This window comes from Candidatus Pristimantibacillus lignocellulolyticus (assembly GCA_023639215.1).
Lineage (GTDB): Bacteria > Bacillota > Bacilli > Paenibacillales > Paenibacillaceae > Pristimantibacillus > Pristimantibacillus lignocellulolyticus.
The window spans coordinates 1,543,156-1,566,641 of sequence record CP097899.1; the positions used below are offsets into that span (position 1 = coordinate 1,543,156).

At 40.8% G+C, this 23,486-nt stretch carries 20 protein-coding genes; 4 read left to right on the forward strand and 16 right to left on the reverse strand.

The window, feature by feature from the left end:
* Window positions 1–118: 118 nt before the first annotated feature.
* Complete coding sequence (locus NAG76_06390; GenBank protein URN95869.1) at window positions 119–862, forward strand: glycoside hydrolase family 16 protein; 744 nt, start codon at window positions 119–121, stop codon at window positions 860–862.
* Between the two features lie 332 nt (window positions 863–1,194).
* Complete coding sequence (locus NAG76_06395; GenBank protein URN95870.1) at window positions 1,195–1,596, forward strand: RidA family protein; 402 nt, start codon at window positions 1,195–1,197, stop codon at window positions 1,594–1,596.
* A gap of 179 nt (window positions 1,597–1,775) precedes the next feature.
* On the opposite strand, the gene araA is transcribed toward NAG76_06395, so the two are convergent.
* From araA to NAG76_06410, 3 genes are read right to left on the reverse strand one after another with little or no spacing between them, the layout of a single operon-like run.
* Complete coding sequence (gene araA / locus NAG76_06400) at window positions 1,776–3,200, reverse strand: L-arabinose isomerase (GenBank protein URN95871.1); 1,425 nt, start codon at window positions 3,198–3,200, stop codon at window positions 1,776–1,778.
* Window positions 3,201–3,235: 35 nt separating this feature from the next.
* Window positions 3,236–3,931 (reverse strand): L-ribulose-5-phosphate 4-epimerase, encoded by a 696-nt coding sequence (locus tag NAG76_06405; protein ID URN95872.1) that lies wholly within the window; start codon window positions 3,929–3,931, stop codon window positions 3,236–3,238.
* 2 nt (window positions 3,932–3,933) lie between these two features.
* Window positions 3,934–5,550 (reverse strand): FGGY-family carbohydrate kinase, encoded by a 1,617-nt coding sequence (locus NAG76_06410; GenBank protein ID URN95873.1) that lies wholly within the window; start codon window positions 5,548–5,550, stop codon window positions 3,934–3,936.
* Between the two features lie 412 nt (window positions 5,551–5,962).
* Between NAG76_06410 and NAG76_06415 the strand changes: the two genes are divergently transcribed.
* Window positions 5,963–7,054 (forward strand): GntR family transcriptional regulator, encoded by a 1,092-nt coding sequence (locus NAG76_06415; protein ID URN95874.1) that lies wholly within the window; start codon window positions 5,963–5,965, stop codon window positions 7,052–7,054.
* Between the two features lie 85 nt (window positions 7,055–7,139).
* Here NAG76_06415 and NAG76_06420 read toward each other — a convergent pair whose 3' ends face one another.
* From NAG76_06420 to NAG76_06440, 5 genes are all read right to left on the reverse strand, one after another.
* A complete protein-coding gene (locus NAG76_06420; GenBank protein ID URN95875.1) occupies window positions 7,140–8,534 on the reverse strand; it encodes a hypothetical protein in 1,395 nt (464 codons plus the stop codon).
* A 178-nt stretch (window positions 8,535–8,712) separates the two neighbouring features.
* On the reverse strand, window positions 8,713–9,612 hold the full coding sequence (locus tag NAG76_06425; GenBank protein ID URN95876.1) for a 3-hydroxyacyl-CoA dehydrogenase: 900 nt from the start codon (window positions 9,610–9,612) through the stop codon (window positions 8,713–8,715).
* Between the two features lie 309 nt (window positions 9,613–9,921).
* Window positions 9,922–10,365 (reverse strand): SMI1/KNR4 family protein, encoded by a 444-nt coding sequence (locus NAG76_06430; GenBank protein ID URN95877.1) that lies wholly within the window; start codon window positions 10,363–10,365, stop codon window positions 9,922–9,924.
* A gap of 65 nt (window positions 10,366–10,430) precedes the next feature.
* Window positions 10,431–11,639 (reverse strand): hypothetical protein, encoded by a 1,209-nt coding sequence (locus tag NAG76_06435; GenBank protein URN95878.1) that lies wholly within the window; start codon window positions 11,637–11,639, stop codon window positions 10,431–10,433.
* A gap of 28 nt (window positions 11,640–11,667) precedes the next feature.
* Entirely contained in the window at window positions 11,668–12,690 is a 1,023-nt protein-coding gene (locus tag NAG76_06440) for a hypothetical protein (GenBank protein ID URN95879.1), read from the reverse strand.
* A 331-nt stretch (window positions 12,691–13,021) separates the two neighbouring features.
* Between NAG76_06440 and NAG76_06445 the strand changes: the two genes are divergently transcribed.
* Entirely contained in the window at window positions 13,022–13,801 is a 780-nt protein-coding gene (locus NAG76_06445) for a sporulation protein (GenBank protein URN95880.1), read from the forward strand.
* Between the two features lie 110 nt (window positions 13,802–13,911).
* On the opposite strand, the gene NAG76_06450 is transcribed toward NAG76_06445, so the two are convergent.
* The 8 genes from NAG76_06450 to NAG76_06485 form a co-directional block, all read right to left on the reverse strand.
* Entirely contained in the window at window positions 13,912–14,697 is a 786-nt protein-coding gene (locus NAG76_06450; protein ID URN95881.1) for a copper amine oxidase N-terminal domain-containing protein, read from the reverse strand.
* A 161-nt stretch (window positions 14,698–14,858) separates the two neighbouring features.
* Entirely contained in the window at window positions 14,859–15,185 is a 327-nt protein-coding gene (locus NAG76_06455) for a hypothetical protein (protein URN95882.1), read from the reverse strand.
* Window positions 15,186–15,653: 468 nt separating this feature from the next.
* On the reverse strand, window positions 15,654–18,803 hold the full coding sequence (locus NAG76_06460) for an ATP-binding protein (GenBank protein URN95883.1): 3,150 nt from the start codon (window positions 18,801–18,803) through the stop codon (window positions 15,654–15,656).
* Window positions 18,804–19,260: 457 nt separating this feature from the next.
* Window positions 19,261–20,298: a phosphotransferase gene (locus tag NAG76_06465; GenBank protein ID URN95884.1), complete on the reverse strand. Its 1,038-nt coding sequence runs from the start codon at window positions 20,296–20,298 to the stop codon at window positions 19,261–19,263.
* A gap of 86 nt (window positions 20,299–20,384) precedes the next feature.
* The gene (locus NAG76_06470; GenBank protein ID URN95885.1) at window positions 20,385–20,921 is read right to left on the reverse strand and encodes a GNAT family N-acetyltransferase; all 537 of its coding nucleotides are present in this window, start codon (window positions 20,919–20,921) and stop codon (window positions 20,385–20,387) included.
* A 142-nt stretch (window positions 20,922–21,063) separates the two neighbouring features.
* Entirely contained in the window at window positions 21,064–21,333 is a 270-nt protein-coding gene (locus tag NAG76_06475; protein URN95886.1) for a CD3324 family protein, read from the reverse strand.
* Window positions 21,334–21,967: 634 nt separating this feature from the next.
* Complete coding sequence (locus tag NAG76_06480) at window positions 21,968–22,612, reverse strand: YdeI/OmpD-associated family protein (protein URN95887.1); 645 nt, start codon at window positions 22,610–22,612, stop codon at window positions 21,968–21,970.
* A complete protein-coding gene (locus tag NAG76_06485; GenBank protein URN95888.1) occupies window positions 22,540–23,481 on the reverse strand; it encodes an alpha/beta hydrolase in 942 nt (313 codons plus the stop codon). Before NAG76_06485 ends, NAG76_06480 begins: the two co-directional genes overlap by 73 nt.
* Between the last annotated feature and the right edge of the window lie 5 nt (window positions 23,482–23,486).

Genomic DNA, 23,486 nt, shown 5'->3' on the forward strand with positions numbered 1-23,486 from the left:
TGAAAATGCGCATAGAAAAAAAAGGCCACCATTTTTGACCTTATCCCAATTTTTTAGATTCGATTGACCATATATTAAAATTAAGTATGCTATGAATAGATGAAAGGAGTGTGCAGGGATGAACAAGCTTATATGGCAGCAGGATTTTGTAGATAGTAATACTGATTTAAGTTCATGGAACATTCGCCTTGGTAATGACTTGCTTGATAGTCATGGTAATGTCGTATGCCCGGGTTGGGGTAACGGTGAACAGCAGTTTTATACGGGGAATTCGAACAACCTGTATTTCAATGAATTTGGCTTAAACCTATGCGCGCGCCGCGAAATTACCGAAGTAGACGGACGAAGCTTTGCTTATACCTCCGCTCGGTTAGACACTAAAAATCATCTTTCTTTTTGCTATGGAAAAATAGTTATCCGCGCAAAACTTCCAGTAGGACAGGGATTGTGGCCTGCCATCTGGTTGCTTCCACAGCAAGAGGTTTATGGACCTTGGCCTGCCTCAGGTGAGATTGATATTATGGAAGCGAAAGGACGCCTGCCTAAGCAAGTATCTGGTACGCTACACTACGGAAAAGATTGGGACCATAAAGTAACCGATGAATTCTCTCATCAGCTGAAAAATAGTACCATTAACGAGTTTCATGACTATGCGCTAGAATGGGATGCTAAATCGATTAGATGGCTAGTAGATGGACATTGCTACGCCAAGCGTCGCCAGCAACCGAACATTATGCCCTTTAACGAGTCTTTCTATCTAGTGCTCAATCTCGCAGTAGGTGGCTGGTATGACAATGTATCAGTGGACGAGGCTGCATTGCCAGGGGTAATGACAGTTTCGGGGATATGGTTGTATAAGTAAATAAGTAATTATATACATTGATATGCAGTCAATACGATACTACTTTCAGAAATTATTCAAAAGTATCAGTTGAATATACTATTATTTCTCTTCATTTAATGTTATTATTCTGCTGTATATTATTTTACTTATAAATATTAAGGAGGAATACTTGATGAAGAAGAGATCGATTAAATTTTTATCCTTTGGTATTGGGTATTCTACTGCTGTCTTTTTCTAAAATTGATATTGACGGGATAAGTCTGTCCAATATTAAGTGAAGTGAAAAAACAGTGAAAGTATATAACCTGTCAATAGTTATGTATTTTCTATTTATAAGGAGAATCTACTCAATGAATTTAATCAATAATGTAATTCATAGATATAATCCAGAAAATATTGCAAAACCAGTTGGAAGCTATAGTCATGTAACAAAAATAAGCAGAAATGCTGAAATGTTTGTTTTTTCTGGTCAAATTGGTATTGATCAAAACAATAATATTCCTTCAGATTTTAATCAACAAGTAACCAATACCATGAGTAATATTGTTAATATCCTTGCATCTCAAAAGTTGACTCCTGATCATGTCATTAAAATCAACATTTGGGCTACAGAAGAGATCGATTGGGATCATTTCTATGCTATTTGGGATAAGGTATTGGGTCCTACTCCTCCTTCCATGACAGTTGCTTATATTAGTGGGTTAGGTTTACCCGAATTAAAAATTGAATTAGATGTTTGGGCTGCAGGCTAAACCCTAACACTAAGCATCTAATAAACATTATTACAAAAATGGTTTTTTCAAAAAAATTAAGTATTATGTATGATAAATGTAAAGAGCCCTTCGTGATTGAAGGGCTCTTTGCATTTTATATCTTTGCTTAGGATACGGTTCAATGTAACATCTATTAAGCGATATAGAACATAACCAAACTACTTAATTACGACGTATTCCAAGTTAACTAGCTTGGCGTAGGTTATGATCTGATCTGTAGTCAGGTTCAAAGAAACAACGGTATGGTGGCCGCCGCCATTCTCGATCCAAGCTTTCACTCCATCCTGGAAATTCGGCTTCACTGTCCATAGGACGCGAGCAACAGGAAGATTAGGAGCCGGAACGGTCGGTTCGAATGCGGAAACCTCGTTAATTAGCAATTTATAATGAGTGCCGAGGTCAACCATGGATACAACGACGCCTTCGCCAGCTTTACCGTCAAATACCAGACGAGCCGGATCTTCGCGATCGCCGATTCCAAGAGGGGAAACAATAATTTTCGGCTTGTTGCTTGCCAAGGACGGATCTACCTCGAGCATATGGGATTGCAGAATGGCTTCCTGACCTACCGCCATTTCATAGGTGTAATCCTCCATAAAGCCCGTGTTCTGATTACGACTCATCACTTTCAGCAAACGATCAAGTGCAGCTGTTTTCCAGTCGCCCTCGCCAGCAAAGCCATAGCCTTGTGACATGAGACGTTGAACAGCAAGACCAGGAAGCTGTTTCATTCCATGCAAATCTTCAAAGTTTGTCGTGAAGGCATTATAACCTTTCTCTTCAAAGAATCTTTTAAGGGCGATTTCATAGCTTGCTTGAACTCTGACGCTCGCTTCCCAAGCATCTTTGCTGTTCATGCCGTAATCGAATTCATAGAGTTCCGCATATTCGGTCATCAAATGATCAACTTCCTGCTCCGTAACTTCATTAACGTATTGCACGAGGTCGCCAATGCCATAATAATCCACGGTCCATCCAAATTGAATTTGAGCTTCGACCTTGTCCCCTTCTGTTACTCCAACATTACGCATGTTGTCGCCAAAACGGGCCACTTTAATGTTGAAACTTTCGTTATAAGCAACCGCTACGTCCATCCAATCCGCAATCTGTTGCTGCACTTCGGAACGTTCCCAGTAGCCTACGATGATTTTATTTTGTTTTTTGAGACGGGCATTAATGAAGCCATATTCGCGGTCGCCGTGAGCAGCCTGGTTAAGGTTCATGAAGTCCATGTCGATCGTTCCCCAAGGAATACTTTCATTGAACTGGGTTGCCAAGTGAAGCAGGGGCTTCTGTAACAATTTCGTACCTTGAATCCACATTTTTGCAGGCGAGAACGTATGCATCCACGTAATGACACCCGCTACCTCGTCGCGATAATTGATCTCTTTCATAATGCTTGTAATTCTATCCGCACTTACAGCAAGGTCCTGCAAGACTAACGGATAAGCGAGTACACCGCTATTATTCAAGGCATCTGTCATCGTCTGCGCATGGGCTTTTACTTCAGCCAACGCTTCTTCCCCGTATAGGTGCTGCGAACCTACGACGAACCAAAACTGTTTAGCTACTGTTGTTGACATCTTAATCATCCTTTTTTCGTATTTTATAATGGCTATTACTTCTGTCCGTAATATGCATCTTTTCCGTGCTTCCGAAGATAATGCTTATCCAAAATGCCTTGCGGCAGTTCTTTGGCAAAATGGTTCAATTGCCGCGCGTACAAATTCATTTTGCACACTTCTTCTAGCACGACGCTATTCACGACTGCCGACTTTACGTCTTTCCCCCATGTAAAAGGCGCATGTCCTTGGAGTAGGACAGCTGGGATCGCCATAATATCCAATCCAAGCTTCTCAAACGTTTCGATAATAACGTGACCCGTCTCTGCTTCGTATCCCCGGTCAACTTCCGCTTGGTTCAAGAACCGTGCGCAAGGCACTGCACCGTAGAAGGTGTCCGCATGCGTCGTTCCCATAACGGGTACATCGAGTCCCGCTTGTGCCCAGATGGTTGCCCAAGTCGAGTGAGTATGCACGATGCCACCGATTTGCGGATAGTGTCTGTACAACACGGCGTGAGTTGCGGTATCTGAAGAAGGTCTCATCTCTCCTTCGACGACCTTTCCGTCTAGATCTACAACGACCATGTCGCTTGGTTTCATCTTCTCATAGCTGACTCCGCTTGGTTTGATTACAAACAGCCCACTTTCACGATCGATGGCGCTTGCATTGCCCCAAGTGAATTTCACGAGTCCGTGCTTGGGCAAATCCAAATTCGCTTGGTATACCTCTTCTTTCAGTTGTTCTAACAACTTTAATCCCTCCCATTCTCTAGCAGATGGTCTACTGCGGCTTGTTCAATGGCAAGCCCTGCTTTATATCGTTTGATAAATGTTTGGAACCCTTTAACATCCGCTTCTTCCGGAGCTATCTCTTGACCTTCGGCATCCTTAAACACTTTATACTCAAGGAAATCTGATAAATTCTCTTCTTGATCTTTATTGGTCATGTAAGAAGCCAGAAGTGCCATGCCCCATGCCCCGCCTTCGCCAGCCGTGGACATGACCGAGACCGGCACACTCAACGCAGCCGCCAAAGCTTTTTGTCCAACAACTGGGGTCTTGAATAGGCCGCCGTGAGCCAAGATGCTATCTATGGCCACCTGTTCGTTTTCCGTCAAAATATCCATTCCAAGCTTCAACGCTCCGAAAGCCGTGAATAGATGTGTCCGCATGAAGTTAGCTAGATTAAAATTGCTTTCAGGCGAGCGAACGAACAACGGCCGTCCTTTATCCAATCCCGTAATATTTTCGCCCGAGAGATAACCATAGCTAAGTAAACCACTCCCATCCGCATCAGCTTCGAGAGACTTGTTCAACAGTACGCTGAATAATTTGTCCGAAGTAACATTGAACCCCATCGCGTCGGAGAATTCACGAAACAATCCCATCCACGCGTTAAGATCGCTGGAGCAGTTGTTGGCATGCACCATGCCGACTGGACTACCGTCCGGCGTCGTGACCATATCGATCTCCGGATAAACCTTGGACAATTCTTTCTCCAACACAATCATCGCAAAAACGGAAGTGCCTACGGAAATATTGCCAGTACGCTTTTTAACACTATTCGTCGCTACCATGCCTGTACCGGCATCACCTTCTGGAGGACAGAGCAGAATACCGGATTGCAAATCGCCAGTCGGATCCAGAATTAAAGCCCCCTCCGCCGTAAGCTCACCAGCTTGCTCACCGGAGAGAGATACTTTAGGAAATAGATCATTAAACTTCCACGGATAACCTTTGTCCGCGATTAATGCATCGAATTGTTTAACCATCGTTGGATGGTAATTATGGGTTGACTCATCTATAGGAAAGATGCCAGAAGCATCTCCAATACCAATCACTTTATTGCCGGTCAGCAGCCAATGAATATATCCTGCCAGCGTCGTTACGAAATCAATGTGAGGCACATGCTCCTCTTGGTTCAATATGGCTTGGTATAAATGAGCGATACTCCAGCGCTCGGGAATATTAATTTGGAACAAGTCCGTTAATTCTTTTGCTGCCGCTCCGGTTGTTGCATTACGCCAAGTACGAAACGGAACTAACAGTTCCCCCATGCTGTCGAATGCCATATAGCCGTGCATCATACCGGAAAATCCGATTGAACCGACAGTCCGGACAGTGACTCCGTAACTACTTTCTACTCCCTGTTTCAGTTCACGATAAGCAGTTTGGAGACCTGTTATTATATCCTCCTGGTTGTACGTCCAATAGCCATCTTTTAACGAATTTTCCCACTCATAACTTCCTGTTGCGATGGTTTCGAAACGACGATCGATCAATACCGCTTTAATTCGGGTAGATCCAAATTCAATACCGAGTGAAGTTTCTCCTTTGGTTATCGCTTCTTTCAAGTCTACATGATTCATAATCACATATATCCCCTCTCTGTTCGCGGTTTGCACAGATATAAAATGGCTCATATCGCTATCTAACTTAAGGAACTTAACCCAACTGATGCGACTCATATACTAGCTACTTCCGATCATTTTGGTCACTGAATGAAACAACCGGAAGATTTTAACTAAAAGAATACGCTTTCTCTTACTAACAGCCTCAGTATATTTTATGTACGTACATCTGTCAATATATTATAAAAGTTATACTTACATAAATTATTGAATCTTCCTAATTCAATTTATTGCGTTATTTTTCTAAGGATAAAACCGAAACTTGTACCGTTAATACCTCAAAAATTGTCATTATATTTGCATTTCATGCATTTCATGCTAAAATGTGTACGTACAACTTTTTCGAACAAAGATGAAAGTAGTGGATTGCATGAAGCCAAAGTACCAGCTCATTATTGATGATATTAAAAGTTATATCCTCTCGGGAACATATAAAGCAGGCGAGAAAATCCCTTCAGAATATGAATTACAGGAAAATTATAACGTTAGTCGGCAGACAGTTCGAAAGGCCATTCTAGAATTATCGAACGAGGGATTCCTGCGGAGCGAGCGGGGATCTGGCACGTACGTCAGCAGCCAATATCGGTCCAGAACGGGTGCAAAAACAAATAATAAAACAATCGGCGTCATTACGACCTATATCTCGGATTACATCTTCCCCTCAATTATCCGCGGCATTGAAAGCCGATTAAATGAAGATAATTATTCATTACTGTTAGCCAGTACAAATAATGATATCTCTCAGGAAAAAAAAGCGTTGGAAATGATGTTGTCCTACGGAGTGGATGGACTGATTATAGAACCTACCAGAAGCAATGTATACAACCCTAATATCGCCTACTACCTGTCTTTTAAGGAGCAGGAGGTGCCATTGGTGATGATCAATGCCTATTATGAAGAGTTGGAAGTTCCTTACTTCTGTCTGGATGACGTGCAATCCAGCTATCTGGCAACTCAGGAGCTTATAAACAAAGGACATTCCCAGATCGGCATCATCGCGAAAATGGATGATTTGCAAGGGAAGTTTAGAATGAAGGGTTTTATCAAGGCACTTGGGGAAGCCAAATTACGGTTCCAGCAGGAGCATGTGCTTTCATTTGATACGTCGTCAAAGTCAGACCTATCTGCTAACTTGGAAGTGTATTTGAACAACAATCGAGATGAATTGACTGCACTTGTGTGTTACAACGACGAGGTAGGCTTGGAAGTTGTACATGTCTGTGGAAAACTGGGAATTTCCATTCCTGATGATCTATCAATCATTGGTCAGGACAATTCCTATATCTCCAAAAACGCGAATATCAAATTAACAACGCTAACACATCCCCAAGAACAAATGGGACGCGATGCAGCAGACTGGGTCATTAAAAATTTACAAGGCAAAAAAGACTTGCCTACCAACACCTACTACCAGCCCGTATTAATTGAGGGTGAAACAATTAAAGTGATCGAATTGGAATAGTTGTTGATTAGTATTTAGAAAAGAAGCCACTCCTTGATGGAGTGGCTTCTTTTCATTGAATTTATTCTACATAAATTATCAAAAACTAACTATTCAGGCCTATTTCTATCTTCTGAGCAATAAATTGTTTAAATCTTTCAAAATACCGCTCTGATGCCTCCCAGCGCCTAAGATCCAAAAAGGACATATCATGCTTACCATATTGCTCAGGCGGCTGATAATGCCGGGAAACATAAGTGTCATTTTCCAATGTATAAAAATAATACGCTTCATCCGGAGTCTTGATTTCTATCCGAGCATGTATGTAGTCTCCATCTTCATCTGTATGCCCTTCACGGAAGCTGTAATATTTTGAGCCGTCCCAGAACCCGTCATTCTCCTCATCTTCCGAACATAATTCTTGAATTACAGAGTGTTGTAAAATGTCTTGTACATACTGGACCTCAATGTTTCGTAAATAAAGTTCAGCCATATTAACGCAGGTAAGCAACATAGTCCAGCAATCGCTAATCTCCACTAGCTGTTCCTGAGACACTCCTGTAATGTCCTCCCACTGGGACCCCTCATCTATGGTTCTTCTTAACAAACCTAAAGAATGATCTTGCTCCAGCCAAATATAATAGTGATGTCGGTTATCTTGCATATAAACACTGAGATCCCGTTGATCCCCCTCGGTATCAACATGCTCTAGTTGAACTTTAAAAAATACTCCTTGTTCCTGAAAATCAAAAGATGGTTTGTCATTCGGGATTAAAATACATTGAGTCAATTTCAATATATTTTCCTCATTGATTGTATTATGGGTAAAATATATATGCTCCGTTTTCTTACTCGTGAGGGGTTCATTTAATTGTTTTAATGCGGAACGTCCTTCTAAAATAACAGACACCAGCGTGTAAAAGGAAATGCCTATGTCCTCCTCATCCATTTCCAGAAAAACTTCATCGATTAACACCTCATGAATGTCTATCGGAAGCTCCTGAAATACACCATCGCCCTCCCACACATTGACTAAGCATGTGATCGATTTCTGCCCTTCTACTTTAACTCTGTACTCGTCATCTTGAACTAAAACTGCAGTACTAAGATTACCTTTAACAATCGTTTCCCCATGATTGTATGAGCCACACAATATTTCCTCTATTAAGAGATTGCCCGAAACATAAATTTCCTGACCACCTACAATTATATTTTTTGCATTCAAATTACCGATTACCATAAGTCCTATGGCACCATCAGTTTCTTTATTATAAAGATTATCTACCGTGAAATTTCCATCTATAAAGATGATGATTACCTCTTTTTGTTGCGGAAAAGGCTGCTCCCAATCCAGATTGAGGAAAGGTAGTGTTAAATCTCCTTCATAATAAGCGGCAAGTTGCTCGTCACTGAAATCTTCATAGAACTTTGCCCACCAAGATCCTTCTGGAAATTTGGCTGCAAGTTGACTAATGGGAATGAATTGAAAAAGGTTGTTCATACATTATTTTCCCTTCATTTTACAGTTTTCATTATTTTCTCATATGTAAAAATTAGGGTCAATCTCAACTTTTCTATTCCGATCAAATCATTACCTCAATAAAAATAGGAAAAGTCCCTCATATGTTATCATTTGAGGGACATCTCCTATTCACCGTTCCGCTATATAAAATAGTTCTTTAACTTTTTAAAAACTCTGGTTTTGCGAAATTAGGATTAGGGTATTTATAAAATCCTTCTCCAGTTGCTCTTCCAAGCTTTCCTTTATCGATGTATTCTGATTTCAATAGATTAGCCACTTTTTCAAAATCTTGATTACCTGTTGCTGTCGCTTTTGCAAGTCCAATATTATAAGCAGTATTGATTCCTACAACATCCAAAATAGCAAAAGGACCAAGGGGTGCTTTTGTTGCTACCATCCAAGTTTTATCGATTGTTTCTACATCAGCAACTTCTTTTATCAAGAGGAGCTGGGCAGCTTCCAATAGAGGTACTAATAATGAATTCAAAATATAGCCCGGTTGCTCTTTGTGTAAAGGTAACGCAACCATCCCGATGGCTTTTGCAAATTCTACGACTTCATCAAAAACTTTCATATTCGTTCCCGGATGCTTCATAATTTCTGCCGTATTGTTTTTCCATATTTCATTCGCAAAGTGCAGCGCTAAAAATTTCTCAGGTCGTCCTGTTGCTTCCGCAAATTGACTTGGTAATAACGTCGAGGAGTTCGTTGCAAAATTAGTTTTCTCAGGAGCTGCTTTCCCTAACTCCTTGTAGAAATCTATTTTCATCTGAACAACCTCAGGAATTGCTTCAATTACAAGATCAGCTTCTGCAACTGCCTTTGATAAATTAGAGTTAAAAGAAATGCGATCATATGCTGCATTGACCTCTTCCTCCGTAACTCTTAAATCTTCTTGATAGCGTTGCTTCAAATCCACATATCTTTCTTTAGCACGTTGTAATGCTTCATCATTAATGTCATATACCGATACATTGAATCCTTTGAAAGCAATTTGGAATGCGATCTGACTCCCTAACACACCACTACCAGCAACACTAATATTTTTATAATTCATAACCTTTTCCCTTCAATATTTAATATCTAATCTTGATACTATAAGGTTCCTTTAATGACAAAAACTTATACCTTTATGTTGAAGTAAGCATAGCAGGCGGACCGGGTCTAGTCTGTTCCTCAAGGTGACTTCCCTCTTTTTTGATCTATAGTTGTGTCAGAAGTTATTTTCTAAACAATGAAATTCGCGTCTATAACTCAAGCTCGATCTGTCTAAGCTTACGAGTACAAAAAAGATCGCCGACAGCCTTGTGCCGCCGACGATCTATTCTTGACTCTAGTTTAGTATTCCACATGCTTCCTAGACTAATTACCATTCAAAAAAGTTTTCTTCAATCAATTTCTCGAAAGAATCCGCTAATAACTTGATCTCCCCGGTATCGTGATAACAGATAAACACCTTTCCTGCCTGATTCATAATAATTGGATCGCCGGACCCATCCATGGAAATGACATAACTATTTTGTAAAACCTCTGCCAAAGGAAGTTCCTTGAATTGCTCTCGAAACCCCAGTGTCAATTCAACAACCGTTTCATTTCCGAGACTAGAGCCGTTAGAGAATGCATGTATCGCAAGACCTGCATATGCTCCCCCAAACGTCTTGATAAAGTTTACGTAGTCCTCATGAAAGATTACATTCAGCAGTTGCTGGGCCTTAAAAATTTCCTCTTGGCTCGCCGGAATACCTACTAGAGTTCTATTGTCTTCACGATGGAGAAAAATCTTCAATCTCTCCATTAATGCATCTTTCATAGTTAATCTCCTCCCCAGTAATGATGAACTCGTGACTGCCGCCGCCAATTATCATCCCATTTTTATCAGTATTCGCGCGCTGCATCGAACCAGCGTTGAGCCATCTCCTCTGTTATAGTCTGACCAATTAGGTGATCAGATTGGCTCAGTTGCCATACCGCTTCACCAAGGTCTTCTCGTTCGGTCGTTTCAATACCTTTGACCGTGTTGAAGCGCATGGTGAAAGCGGTAATGGCTGACTCTGCCTCAGCAAAGCTGCGTGCTTCGCTCAATGTCGCCTTTGCAATATCGTAAGCTTCGTTAGCAAGCTTAGCCAGACGTTTAGGCCAAGACGAGAACGGGCGGCCGAACTCTGTCATCCACCACTCAGGCTTTCGTAATTGGCTCACTGAAGCATAGTTGGTCCACGGGCGGGTATTAGCGCGTGTTTTCATTTGCTGTTTTAGACGCTTGCCAGCAATCTCTTCCACATTGTAGGCGATAAATCTATCAAGTAATGGCCAAGTGTTCAATGTTGGCAAGTCCCCCAGATTAGGCATAAAGCGCAATTCCAGATTCGTTAACTGGACATGATGAGCTATTAAGTCCACATCGCAGAAATTTCCCCACAAACTCAATGAGTTAAGGTTTGGAAACCTATTTAGACACTCCAACGAGATGGGCTGCCCAAGTGGCGCGTTATGTAGCGTTAAACTCGTTACCTGATGTAATTTCCCAAGGTCTGGCAGCAAAAAAGGAGTATCATTCTTACGTCGGCTGGTGCGCGGGGCTAGAGTAAGAGAAGATGGCATATCACCAGTGGCTGAAAAGCGAGATAAATCGCCGGACACACTCAGGCGGAAATGATGCTTCGGAAGCTTCAAGCACAGAGGCTCCCTTGACTGGTCCAACTCGATATGCAAGCCATGCAAATTGGACTGACTGGCGTCCACTAGCGTAGCTGAAGATAGAATCGGAGTCCACGTCATCTCTTCAATGGGACGTTTCTGCGCCCAATTAAAGAAACCTGTATCACTACCTGTATAATAGAGAAATCTCGGCCAGGGAGAACCCGCCGGCGTGGCAAAGACATCAAATACGGTCCAATCGATATGTACATCAGGCTCAACATGAAGGTCTACCTTCTTTCCCAATTGCGGCGGTCCAATCGATAGACTGCCCACACCGGGCTTCATAACAAGAGTGTGACTGTGAGGACCTGTCAGGTTGATGGAATAACGACTGACTTTACTAACAGAACCATTAGAAAGACGGGATTGGTTATCATTTGTCATTTCTATCATCCTTTCTTTTATCCTTGGTTTAGATGCTCCATTTTTGAAAACCCAATTTGGATAAGCAATCTTGTATATTTTGATCCACTTTGTTTTTAGAGGTCGTGAATTCCAATTCGGATAATGTACTCGGTAGCTTTTTCCCGATAAAGGAATCAAAATCGATGGCTGTTTTAGCAATGCGGAGCTTACGCAGCGATGTTAACCGCTCCATTCCCGACAATCGATTCAATCCTTTACAATTCGATATGGTTAGCTCCTCCAACGCCTTCATTTCCCGGTCAAAGCCGATTTCCTGAAGTTGAGCTTGATCCTCGACCACAAGGCTCGTCAGCGCTCTGAATTTTGTAATATTGCTCAAGTCATGAAAACCACGGACTCTACAAATCTCCAGATGATCGATTTCATTCTCTTCGATTTCATGAATATGTTCTCGACCTCCAAGCAAAATGCGAAGATACTTCAACTTCTTCAAACGGTTAATAAAATATAGAGGTAAATTACTTATCGAATGTAACGCGAGGTAATTCAAACCTTCCAGATGCCCAATCGCATCCAGATTCTTCACCTTGCCCACAACATGTAATTGCTCCAGATGAGAGAATTCATTAAAATATTGCAAGTTGAGGAGCTTTTTATTCGAGATAATGACTAAATCCCTTAACGAGCGCAGCGATTCTAATCCCAAAATATCCGAATTCTCCAATTCATATATTTCTAAATTCAAACTAGACAAGTGTTCGAGCGTGTTCAAGGTTTCCGTGTTATGCGCCTGGATGAGACTATTGAGATGCAGCATTTTGACATGGGGAATTCTCAAGAGTGTACGACCATCGAATGAAAGGGAATGATGCCCGTAGAAACGTACTCCGAAGTTTTCATCGAATTGCGTGCAAAGCTCATCCACTTCATCCAGAAGGGAGTTATAAACATCCGGGTGAGAGAACTGAACGATCACTTGATTATCATCGCGCAAGTCCTGCTTGATCTGTACTCGGTCCAGTGCAATGGGATTATTAATTAGAATCTTTTTTTTCCATTTCTTGCGCATCCTTGAACCTCCTATTTGCCCTAGAGCAGAAGTCTACAGCACCCTGCTTTTTATTGGCGACAAGCTTATATTTCATAAAAATCCTAGAGTGCTTTATGCTCTTTATCTATATATTAACCCTATATAATATGTATCTTATTTCCATTATAGTGATTGTCTGTCCTAAATCTACCTACTAATTACCTGATTTCTGGAAATCAATACGATGACTCATTCGACCATCTCATTCAGAAATTTTTCGATATATTTAGTTCTTATCAAACGCGTGAAACCTGTTTCGTTGAGCGTCGTATCATTGAATATGCAGTATAAAAGGAGGAGTTTTACAAATATGTCAATGTTCAAACGGATGCTCGCTAGCGCCGGAATCGGTGCTGCAACGGTAGATCTCATGCTCCATCAAGATGTAGTGAACGCGGGTGATATTATTACTGGAGTCGTCCGAATTCAGGGTGGTCGTGTTGCTCAACAGGTCGATGACGTCTATGCGTTCGTCATGACACGTTACGTGAAGGAACAGAACGATACGAAGGTGAAAGTGGATGCAACTGTGGCCAAATTCCTATTGGCGGGTAAGTTTACAGTAGAGGCCGAGCAGGTTTATGAGTTCCCCGTGTCATTCCAGCTTCCGGTAAATACACCAGTTACAATGGGTCGAACGCCTGTATGGATACAAACCGGACTTGATATTAAAGAAGCGTTCGATCCACAGGATCGGGATCAACTTCAAGTAAATCCTCACCCGTATGTCAGTGTTATTCTAGATGCGGTCAACCAACTAGGATTCCGTACTCGTGAGGTAACTTGCGAATACTCACCTCGTTATAGTAGAAGTAGCGAATTGCCTTTCATTCAAGAATTTGAATTCGTCACTACCTCACAGTTCCGGAATCAACTGGACGAATTAGAAATTATTTTTTATCCAGATGATAATGGTGTTGACTTGCTCCTGCAAATCGATCGTAAGGCACGTGGGTTAGCTGGCTTGTTCTCTGAAGCGTTGGATACGGATGAGAGTTTTGTAAGGATGCGATTCAATCGTAATCAACTTGCTTACGGAGCTAACTCCGTTGCCGGCCTGCTCTCCGATACAATTCGCAAGTACGTGTAAACCAATGTACTCATATATATAACATTTATAATAGTTTAGACAAGAAGCCACTCCTTGATGGAGTGGCTTCTTATAATTGAACTTTTCTCCTAGAAGAAATAAAGTAAATCTTAAGGTCTCATTTCATAAAAACCATACTTAATAGAACTAACTAGCCAGTGATCGCCCTTTTTCACTAGTAGACTTTCCTCCGTATCGTATCCTACTCCGTTGAATACTTCTCTATAGATTTTCATAGTGGTGTCGCTTGGGTAGAAATACATAGGAGTATCAACGTCTTGAAAACGAACCGTTGAATTCAAGCCGCCTTCTCTAATGAGCGAGTTAATCATTATGTCTGTAAAATATGGCTTCAAGTAGGTTCTCTTTTGAGAAACGTTAGCCATATTCTCTGCTTTACTAATAGCCCCATTCAGCAGTGCAAACCCTTCCGTATCAATGATTGGCTGTGCGTAGACACCGATATAAGGCACCATATCCTCTAGGTAGGCAATCCGACTATTTTTGTACCAATTAACATGGTAACCGAAAGCCTCCCCAATATATCTTAATGGAAGGTAGGTTCTACCTTTCTCTACTTGTGGTATCACATCCATATGGATAGTTTTATCGCCTACAAGCATATCCTTTGAGCCAACCTTCACTACTATAGTTACATCATCTTTCGTCAAGGTCGCTGTTTTGTTCTGACTGCTCCAAGTAACCTTTGCATCTAACTTCTCACCGATCGAGCGAAGCGGAGCGAATACTCTTCCATCCTGTAGCTTACCGTCGTAAATATTGCGATCTACAGCCTCTGTACTTGCCGCATTCACGATATAACTTGGCGTCTGCAGAAACATCCCTGCTGCGACTAATCCAATGAATGATAATCTCAATTTATTTCCTATACTCATCATGCGATCTCCTTTCCTATGTATATATACTTTTACGCAAAATTTCTTCAAGAGTTGTCATATAATAGTTACATGTAATAGAAGGTAAAGAATAAAAGACGACCAGCCTATTTATCATTGGCCAGTCGTCTTTTCATGTTCAGCAGCTACTCTTAATAATATTACCGGCGGCGTCTAATAGCACTTGTAACGCGCGTCACTTGAAACCTATTTACCCCAACCTGTATTATGGCAAACTGACTGTAAGAAGTGCCAGAAGAAGTATAGGGTTCAGCTTGAATATTTCCACTCGGTGTTCTAACCGTTGCGGTAATTCTAGTCACCAAACAGACTCCACGGCTAGAAGCTCTCCAAGTCTCATCACGCTGTACACTATAATTGTCGTTGCTACAAAAAATGGATGCATATTCAACTGTCCCAAACGCATTAAACGAAGTGGAGTTAAATATTTGAACAGGATCATAACCGTTAGGTCTTCCAATTCCCATTTCTAAAACCTCCCTTAATGATATTGTTCAGTAAATGCATTATGAATCGTTTTGGTAAGGTATAAATGTGGACAAGAAAAAAAAGCGCGTTTGTCCGGTGATCGCTAGGATACGTAAGCTTATGATGCTGTACCCCAAACAAAAAAGAACCACCCTCGTAGGTGGTTCTTGAACTATAGCTCTAATGTAGAAACCCTCATCTAGGTGTCTTCATGATTTCCAAATCATCCACCAGCGAGTGTTATTACTATGCTTCGTAAGGCTTCTTGAAAAAAATTTCGCCCTACTTATGATACGGTTCAGCTTAACGGGTCTATCGGCGAAAAATACTAAAGGAGCTGTCGTGACAGCTCCTCTAGTTGCTTTGAAATAGACCGTAAATGCTGAATCGGGCATCATAGGCTATTTTCATTCCGCCAAATCTCCAATTTAACTGTAGTCGAGATCCATGCTTTCCTTATTCTTGTTCTACAACATCCCGCTATTCAACTTGTTATGTACATGAAAAGTTACCTTTGTCCCTGTACCTAACGTACTTGTGATATGAAGTCCTGTTCCGAAGTGCCGTTTTAATCGCTGATCCGTATTAATCAATCCGACGCCTGAATGACTATCTGCTTTTCTTTCTAATATTCGTTGCAATTGAGCCTCGTCTATTCCGTCCCCATCGTCTTCAACGTTTATCTCTGCATGCATCTCATAGACAAGAATCCGAATTAGAATCGTTCCTCCACGATTGCGCTTCATTATGCCATGTCTTATCGCATTTTCAACGAGAGGCTGGATCGTAAGAAATGGGACTTTTATGTCCCCGCTGCCATCTATCTCCCAAATAATCTGTAACCTTTCTTCAAACCGAGCCTTTTCAATATATAGATAAGAACGAACTAGACTTAACTCCTCTTCGATCGGAACAAGCCTATCCATATTTTGAAATTTAAATTTATTCCTCAAAAAATTGCTGAATTCATCGAGCAAATTACGCATCTTATCCAAATCAATATCGCTTAAAGCTGCTACAGCATTCAACGCATTAAATATAAAATGAGGCTGGATTTGCGCTTGCAGCCATGCAGCTTCTAATCGCAGTTGTTCCCTAACGGATTGTTTAATCGTAGTTAACGCCTCGATCCGCGATCTTATTTCTATTGCTTCCACTGGCTTCGTCACATAATCGTTTGCCCCCGCTATAAAACCGCTCTGAATATCTTTCGGTTGGCTTCTTGCGGTAAGGAGCAATACCGGGAGCTCCGTAAGTGTAAAACGCTCACGAATCATTCGTGTCAGTTCATAACCGGACATTTGCGGCATCATGATATCTGAGATGACCAGATCCCATTCCTTTGTATCTAGTACAGCCAACGCTTCTTTACCGCTCGTTACCATTATTACCTCATATTCGTCCGGTGGTAGTATGGCTTCAAGCACTTGAAGGTTGATAGGATCATCATCAACAATTAATAGGATCGGACGTTCACGATTCATTTCTAATAAAGTTGTTGGTTTCGCAGCTATCGGAATATCTGCCTTTTCCGCTTTTATCGAAACATTTTCTTGAATCGGCTTGAATTGTAATGGTAAAGAATCAAATGAGTTCATCACATCATTCTCTTCCTCCGTTCCCAAACCTGCTAGCTCTAATGAAAATGTAAATGTTGAGCCTTCTCCTAAAGCAGAAGACACATCTAACGTACCCCCATGAAGCTCAACCAGTTGCTTGCTTATGCTTAAACCTAACCCAAAGCCTCCTTCAATCATGGTCACACTCGTACTGCCTTGCTCATACGGACGGTATAAGCGCTTAAGCATGTGCTCATCCATTCCGATCCCCGTATCAGCAATCACAATATACGCTCTTCCGTCTTTGGCAAAAGCTTGAATCGAAATTGTCCCTTCATTCGTATATTTCACAGCATTATGAAGTAGATTGAACACGATTTGGATCACTCGATTCTCATCTGCAATTACTGGGGGAAAATCTTCCGAAATCTGATTTGCAATTTGGACAGACTTTACTTCTGCATTAAATTGCAGCATATCTATTACTCCGGTCACGATTGGCTGAATAAATATGACTTTTTTCTGAAGACGCGGATTGCCTTCCTGTAAGCTCATTACATCAATTAAGTCGTTTAATATCCATGTCAACCGACGTCCTACAGATAAGACCATTTCAAGCTCCTTGATGCTCCGTTCCTGCAATATATGCTGCTCCCTTTGTAACACAGATTGTGACATGTTAAGAATGCTATGCAGCGGATTTTTAAATTCATGCGAAGTGTTTGCCAGAAATTGATCCTTATGATCATTCATTCTTTGCAAGGTTGCAGCAAGCTCTTTGGTGTTCGCATGCATGATAAAGTAATCTTTAAACCATACAGAGGCTAAACAAGCCATCGCAATAATCATATCGAACGGATAGTAGACAAGACTCAAACCTCTATCCAGCAAGATTAACGACCAAAGAGCATGGTTCATCAACGCAAGAAAAGAGAAAAGCAGTAAAAAATTTCTCTTTAAATCTTTAATTACTTTTTTAAATATCGTAATCAGCGTTATAACTGCAGCAATACCACCTAATACATAATAAATAGGGAAGAGCATGATCACCTGAGTTGGATTTAAAAACAACGTGATGCCGGCAGTCCCTAGATTCATTATTTTATAGACAGGGTACATCCTACGCCAATATGGAAGCTCGCGATGATTCGTACACTGGAGCAAAGCATAGGCTGCAATAACGAAAGCAATATTAGTCAGCCTAAAATCCCAATTAATCCCAATGTAAAACAACTGATGGAACAACTTCTCATCCGTACTAAAGACACTCGTGATCGCTACACATAATGCAAGCAAACTAAAATAAAGTAGCTTCTTTTCCTTATTTCCTAGTAAATATAAAATAAGTGCATAGACAGCATGCATAATAAAAATAATCGCTGCCAAAAACTGCATAAAAATGGAAGCTTTCATATCTTTGGCAATGGCTTCTTCTGAACCAAATTTAATGGATCTGACAATGCCCCCGCTTCGACTATCGACATAATTTGCCGCCTGAATGACGAGTTCGATTACACCTTTGTCATCTGCTGTAAAGGTTGTAGAATAAGGTAGGTCCTTCGAGATATATTCATCCTTTGTTGTCGCCACCTGTCCGGATTTAGTAAGTAATCGACCGTTTACATATAATTCTGATGCAGTGCGTACGCTGGGTACACGAATACTATAATTAAGATGCTTCGCTGGGTCTACATAAAGAAGCAAACGATAAGAGCCATGCCCGTATGGAGATGGCTTGTCAGCATGCAAAACTTCACTCCATCCTCCCGGTACCTGAATATGCCTTGGCGCATTATCGCCTAACAATTGTTGCCGACTACCATCTATCAACCATTGCGAGGGATAAAACTCCCATTCCCCATCAAGTAAGAGAATGTTGCCATCTTCTGCATTCCAATTACGCAAATCGATTTGCCCATTATGAATTGACGCCTGTTTGGGAACATTAAACGTTTCCATCCATATAAAGCGCAAACCGGTTAAAACAACTAATATGAACACAAGCAATAATATAATATAGCTCTTTTTCATTTGATATTTGGATGAGTGAGTTTCCAAGAAGTATTTCTCCCCTAGTCATTTTCTTTTAAGACATCTAAATAAGCACTCTCCATAATTTACCACAGTTAATATAGCAGAGAAACGGAAGATAGAGACATCTTTATGTCTATTATGTAGAAATACCTACTTGGAATTTCGCGAGTTTGTTGTTCAAAGGTAATTTCAAGGTACAGTAAAGCTGAGGTCCTCGAGCACGCAAGCGAGCCCCCCGTATTGTACATTCCTTTTCACTACTAATGAAGTTCCTTATTGATTATATGTTGTGACTTCCTTTGTACAACACCCATCCGAGAATAGATATGCGACGGCCTTGCAATCTCCCCTGCATCACTCACTACTACTGCTGTTATGATAAGAATAACCACACGCCTTGGGGGATTAAGCTAATTAATTCTCCCTATTTATGATACGGTTCACCTTAACATCTGTGGAGCAAACGTTTGGGATTACATATTTAATTTATCTTATCATTTTCCACAGGTTCGATCACTTCGTATAAAAATGAATTACCGTTTAAATATTCTCTTATGTATGCTTGGGCATATTTTTGTTCATCGATTAAACTGGCTGCTTCTCTTGGATCAGAGGCATGATGGCAGTAGTTCTCGATCATGAACATGATGAAAAAACATTCCAGATCCCGAATATAGTCCATTTCTAACTTCCTAATACTCTCATAACCTTGGATAAGCATCCATCGATGCTTCGGCCAAAGCTCCAATAGGGTGCCTGCTATATCGTAGAGATAATATCCGTACCCACATCTTCCAAAATCAATCGGATAGGGTTGATTGTCCTTAAAAACCATATTACCGGTATGTAAATCAGCATGAATGAGCCCATAGTTATGTTCACATGGATCCATAGTGGTAAGTTGGGATACAACCTTCTCAGCTGCATCTTGATACAGCTTCCATCCCTCATCGGATAAAAAATGTTCATAATAACGTTCCAACTTAGCCATTTCACGTTTAAAACTTTCTACTCCCCAAGTAGGTCTTATAAAATCAGAAGGTGGATTGAAATCCTTTGCTGCTGCATGGAGCCTGCTTATCAACACACCCATATTATATGCTTGACTATCCGTAAATTCACCTGTTGCTTTTTCACCCTCTATCCATCGCATCATCGTTACATAAGGGTGCCTATATCCTATTTCAGTTTCAATGTCCAATACATAAATATCATCACAACTTGCGATCCCTTCTGGTACATTTAGATCTTTCGATTTGTTCAGTTCCTGTAACAGTAGGAGTTCCGAACGAATTTCCTCTCTACTCAACCTATCAGAATGAATCCGAAGTAAATAACGTTGCCCCTTACACGCTTCAATTTTATAGGTTATTGTATCCGATAGCTGAATAAATTGAATGCATTCCCATTCTATGTCGTAATGTTGTAACGCCAACAAAGCAACTTTCCTTGATCTATCTAGCAAAGAACGCCTTTTCTCATCCGTATCGTACGTATCATATTGAAAAAATTCATTCATATGCTGTCCTCCTTAAAACTATTATCTATTTAGCATTTATTTAGGTTTATAGATTAACTGGCAAAACATCTATAAACCCGCTCGAGTTATCTACAGAAACGAAAGACAAGTTTCTCACCGTCTTCGTAATAATGACCCAATTGTTCCGTATATTCGCCGTTCGTACATATATTTAGTGTCTTTCGCCAAAAATTTTGTGCACGCTTATTTCGGTTCGTAGGATTCGTCTGTAACTCCCAGTAGCCCGGCATTCTGTCAATCAACTGCCGGATTGCTTGTTCTCCTACTCCTTTTCCTCGATATGTGCGTAAAAGAAAGAATTCATTTAAATAGTAATTAATGTAGGATGGACTTGGTGTATAGGGTGGAGTGGCCACAAAGGCAAATCCAGCAGGGATATCATCGACCTTAATAAGGTAAGGAAATAGGACTCCTGGATGCTCCCACCATACATTAAAAACAAGATTTTGTTCCGCTAACGTCCGAATATCACTTTCTTCAAATATGCCATAACGATTAATTTGGTGCCCCCATATTTCAGATAAATCATGCAAATATAGAGGATAAATATTGTTAATAATAAATTTCTCTTCAATGCTACATAGCTGTAACTCCACCTTCATATGTAATCACTTCCTAGTCTTCAGTATTTATTTAAAAGTATACAAACACTCTATCTCAAAAAGTAGGCAAACAATGTTTATAACTTTCTTATACACATATGAAAAGGCTCGTATCAGATTTATTTCCAATACGAGCCGCTCTCTATTTATCCTTTTTATAAACAATTTTCCTTATACTATCTTCAGATAAGCAGTAAGAGCACATGAGCTGATCAATACTGTGACCCATTCTAAATAATTGCTTAATCTCTAGATTTCGTTTCTGAAAGTACTCTCTCTGCCCCGATACTTCCCCCCACTTTTTTCTACTGCCTTCTGGAGAAGGAACATAGACAATACTGCCGTGTACATACTTCTGAAGTTCATGGAGTAAATACTCGGGTAAGATTTGGCTTGCTGATATATATTTCATTGACTTTGCACCTTCCTCTGTAAATAGATGGATAGATTACAAAGCCCCTATGACAAACTTACTAACTTCAAAGATCTGTTCGGTTAGATAATCCTGCTCCATGCAAATAACCGCTTGTGTTTGTCACTTAGACTTTGCATGGAGCGAGTACTAAAACCTTGCATTGCGGATTTTTTCAAATACATACGGTTTTGGGTACTTATCATTACAACTTCCTCTCTTTCTATAACTATTGTCTTACTATAATTAATTCTGTATGACGGATGTTAATTCCTTGTTTTTTACAATTTATCCCTACTTATGATACGGTTCACCGTAATATATCTTAAGGAGATTTCGCAGAATAAACTACTTCAACTCATCTACACCATATTGTTTAAACATTTATTCTAACTTATTAATAATATAGTTTTTAGTCTTTTCAGTATTTCAAATATGTGATTTCTGTCGATACGTATAAATAATATTATTAAAGTTTCGTTTTGAAGTTGGGTACAAATCATTAAATAATTCTCTAGCAAGCTCCTTTAACGAAATACCATAAGCCTACAACTCTCCCTCAAGAAAAGATCAGGAAAACAATAGACCCAGATTTATGCAGTACCAAAAATCATTTTAACGATTCTTTTGTTATTTATATTTCCTTATTCTGTATTTTTTTGCAATGTTGAAATTTTAGCCCTTCTTCAGATGAAGCGATCAATATTCCAAGCCTTCTTAATCGTGTTTCTTTTTTCTTGGCGCTCATTACCCACCAGATAGAATCTCTTTTATAGGATGGTGATAAATTAGTGAAGAATAGCCAGGCTGTTTGATTTGCCTTGATTTGTTCTTCATATTCTTTGGCAAGTTCCACGTTTCTTTGTTCAGAAGAATAGCCTTGTGCATCGGTTCTGTTGTTAAAGACGTGCATTCCTTCTGGTCTCATCATTCCAAGCTGTATTAGTGCTTTTACCTTCTTTACGTTCACAGCACTCCATACACTATTTACTTTGCGCGGAGTAAAGCGAATCTTATAGCTTTGTTTATCAATGGTTTTTCGTATACCGTCAATCCACCCAAAACAAAGAGCGACATCTACTGATGCAGACCAAGTAAGGCTTGCACGCCCTGTACTTATCCCAAAATAGCCCACCCAAATTTCACTAGCTTTAGCATGATGTTCTTCTAACCAATCGTTAAGCTCTTCTTGGTTATTGAAAAAAACTACATCTCCCATTGTTCCAGCCATTTTAAAATCGCTTGGTTTGTTTCTTCCGGCTTTTCTTCCTGGATCCAATGACCGCAATCCAGATTGACCACTTCCACATTGGGCACGAACTTTGTCAGGTTTTCAGACTTCGCAACCATATCCCGATCGCCGTAGATCATGAGAGTCCGCTGCTGGATGATTGGGTTCACCTTCGCCAATAAGTTCCAGTTGCGATCAAGGTTCCTGTACCAGTTTATGCTGCCCGTAAACCCTGATGTTTCAAAAGCAGAAACGTAAACGGCCAGTTCGCTTTCGCTCATTACGGGCTCACCGAGCGGTGTTTCCGCGTTGGCGAGATTGATTAACGCCATACCTGGATCAGGTGCTCTGAGAGGCTCGTTCTTCCGGTACAGGTTACGAAGGAACCTGTACGTATTGTCTTCGAATACGGCGTCCGCGACACCTGGCTGTCGATTAAAGTGGACGAAATAAAAATCGCCGCCAAGTATTTCTTCCATGAACTCGATCCACGGTTTGTCTCCGCGCTCTTGGTAAGGCAAGCTCAGATTTATCACTTTATTGACGCGGTTTGGATGCAACAAGGTCAATCCCCAAACGACGAATGCACCCCAGTCATGGCCGACAAAGGTAGCGTCTTCGTATCCGTAGTGATCGAGAAGGGCGACGAGATCACCCGACAAGTGTTCAATGTCATAGTCTGTTACTTCGGTCGGACGGGATGAGTTGCCGTAACCCCGCTGGTTGGGGACGATGACATGGTAGCCCGCTGCAGCCAGTGCGCCCATCTGATGGCGCCAAGAAAAGGCATGCTCTGGCCAGCCGTGGCAGAGTACAATAGGTTTTCCTGCATTTTCTCGGCCTGCTTCAAACACTTCGAGTTCCACACCGTTGACTGAAATAAGGGTGGGTTTAGGAAAATTGGTTGAATTAAACATTGAAT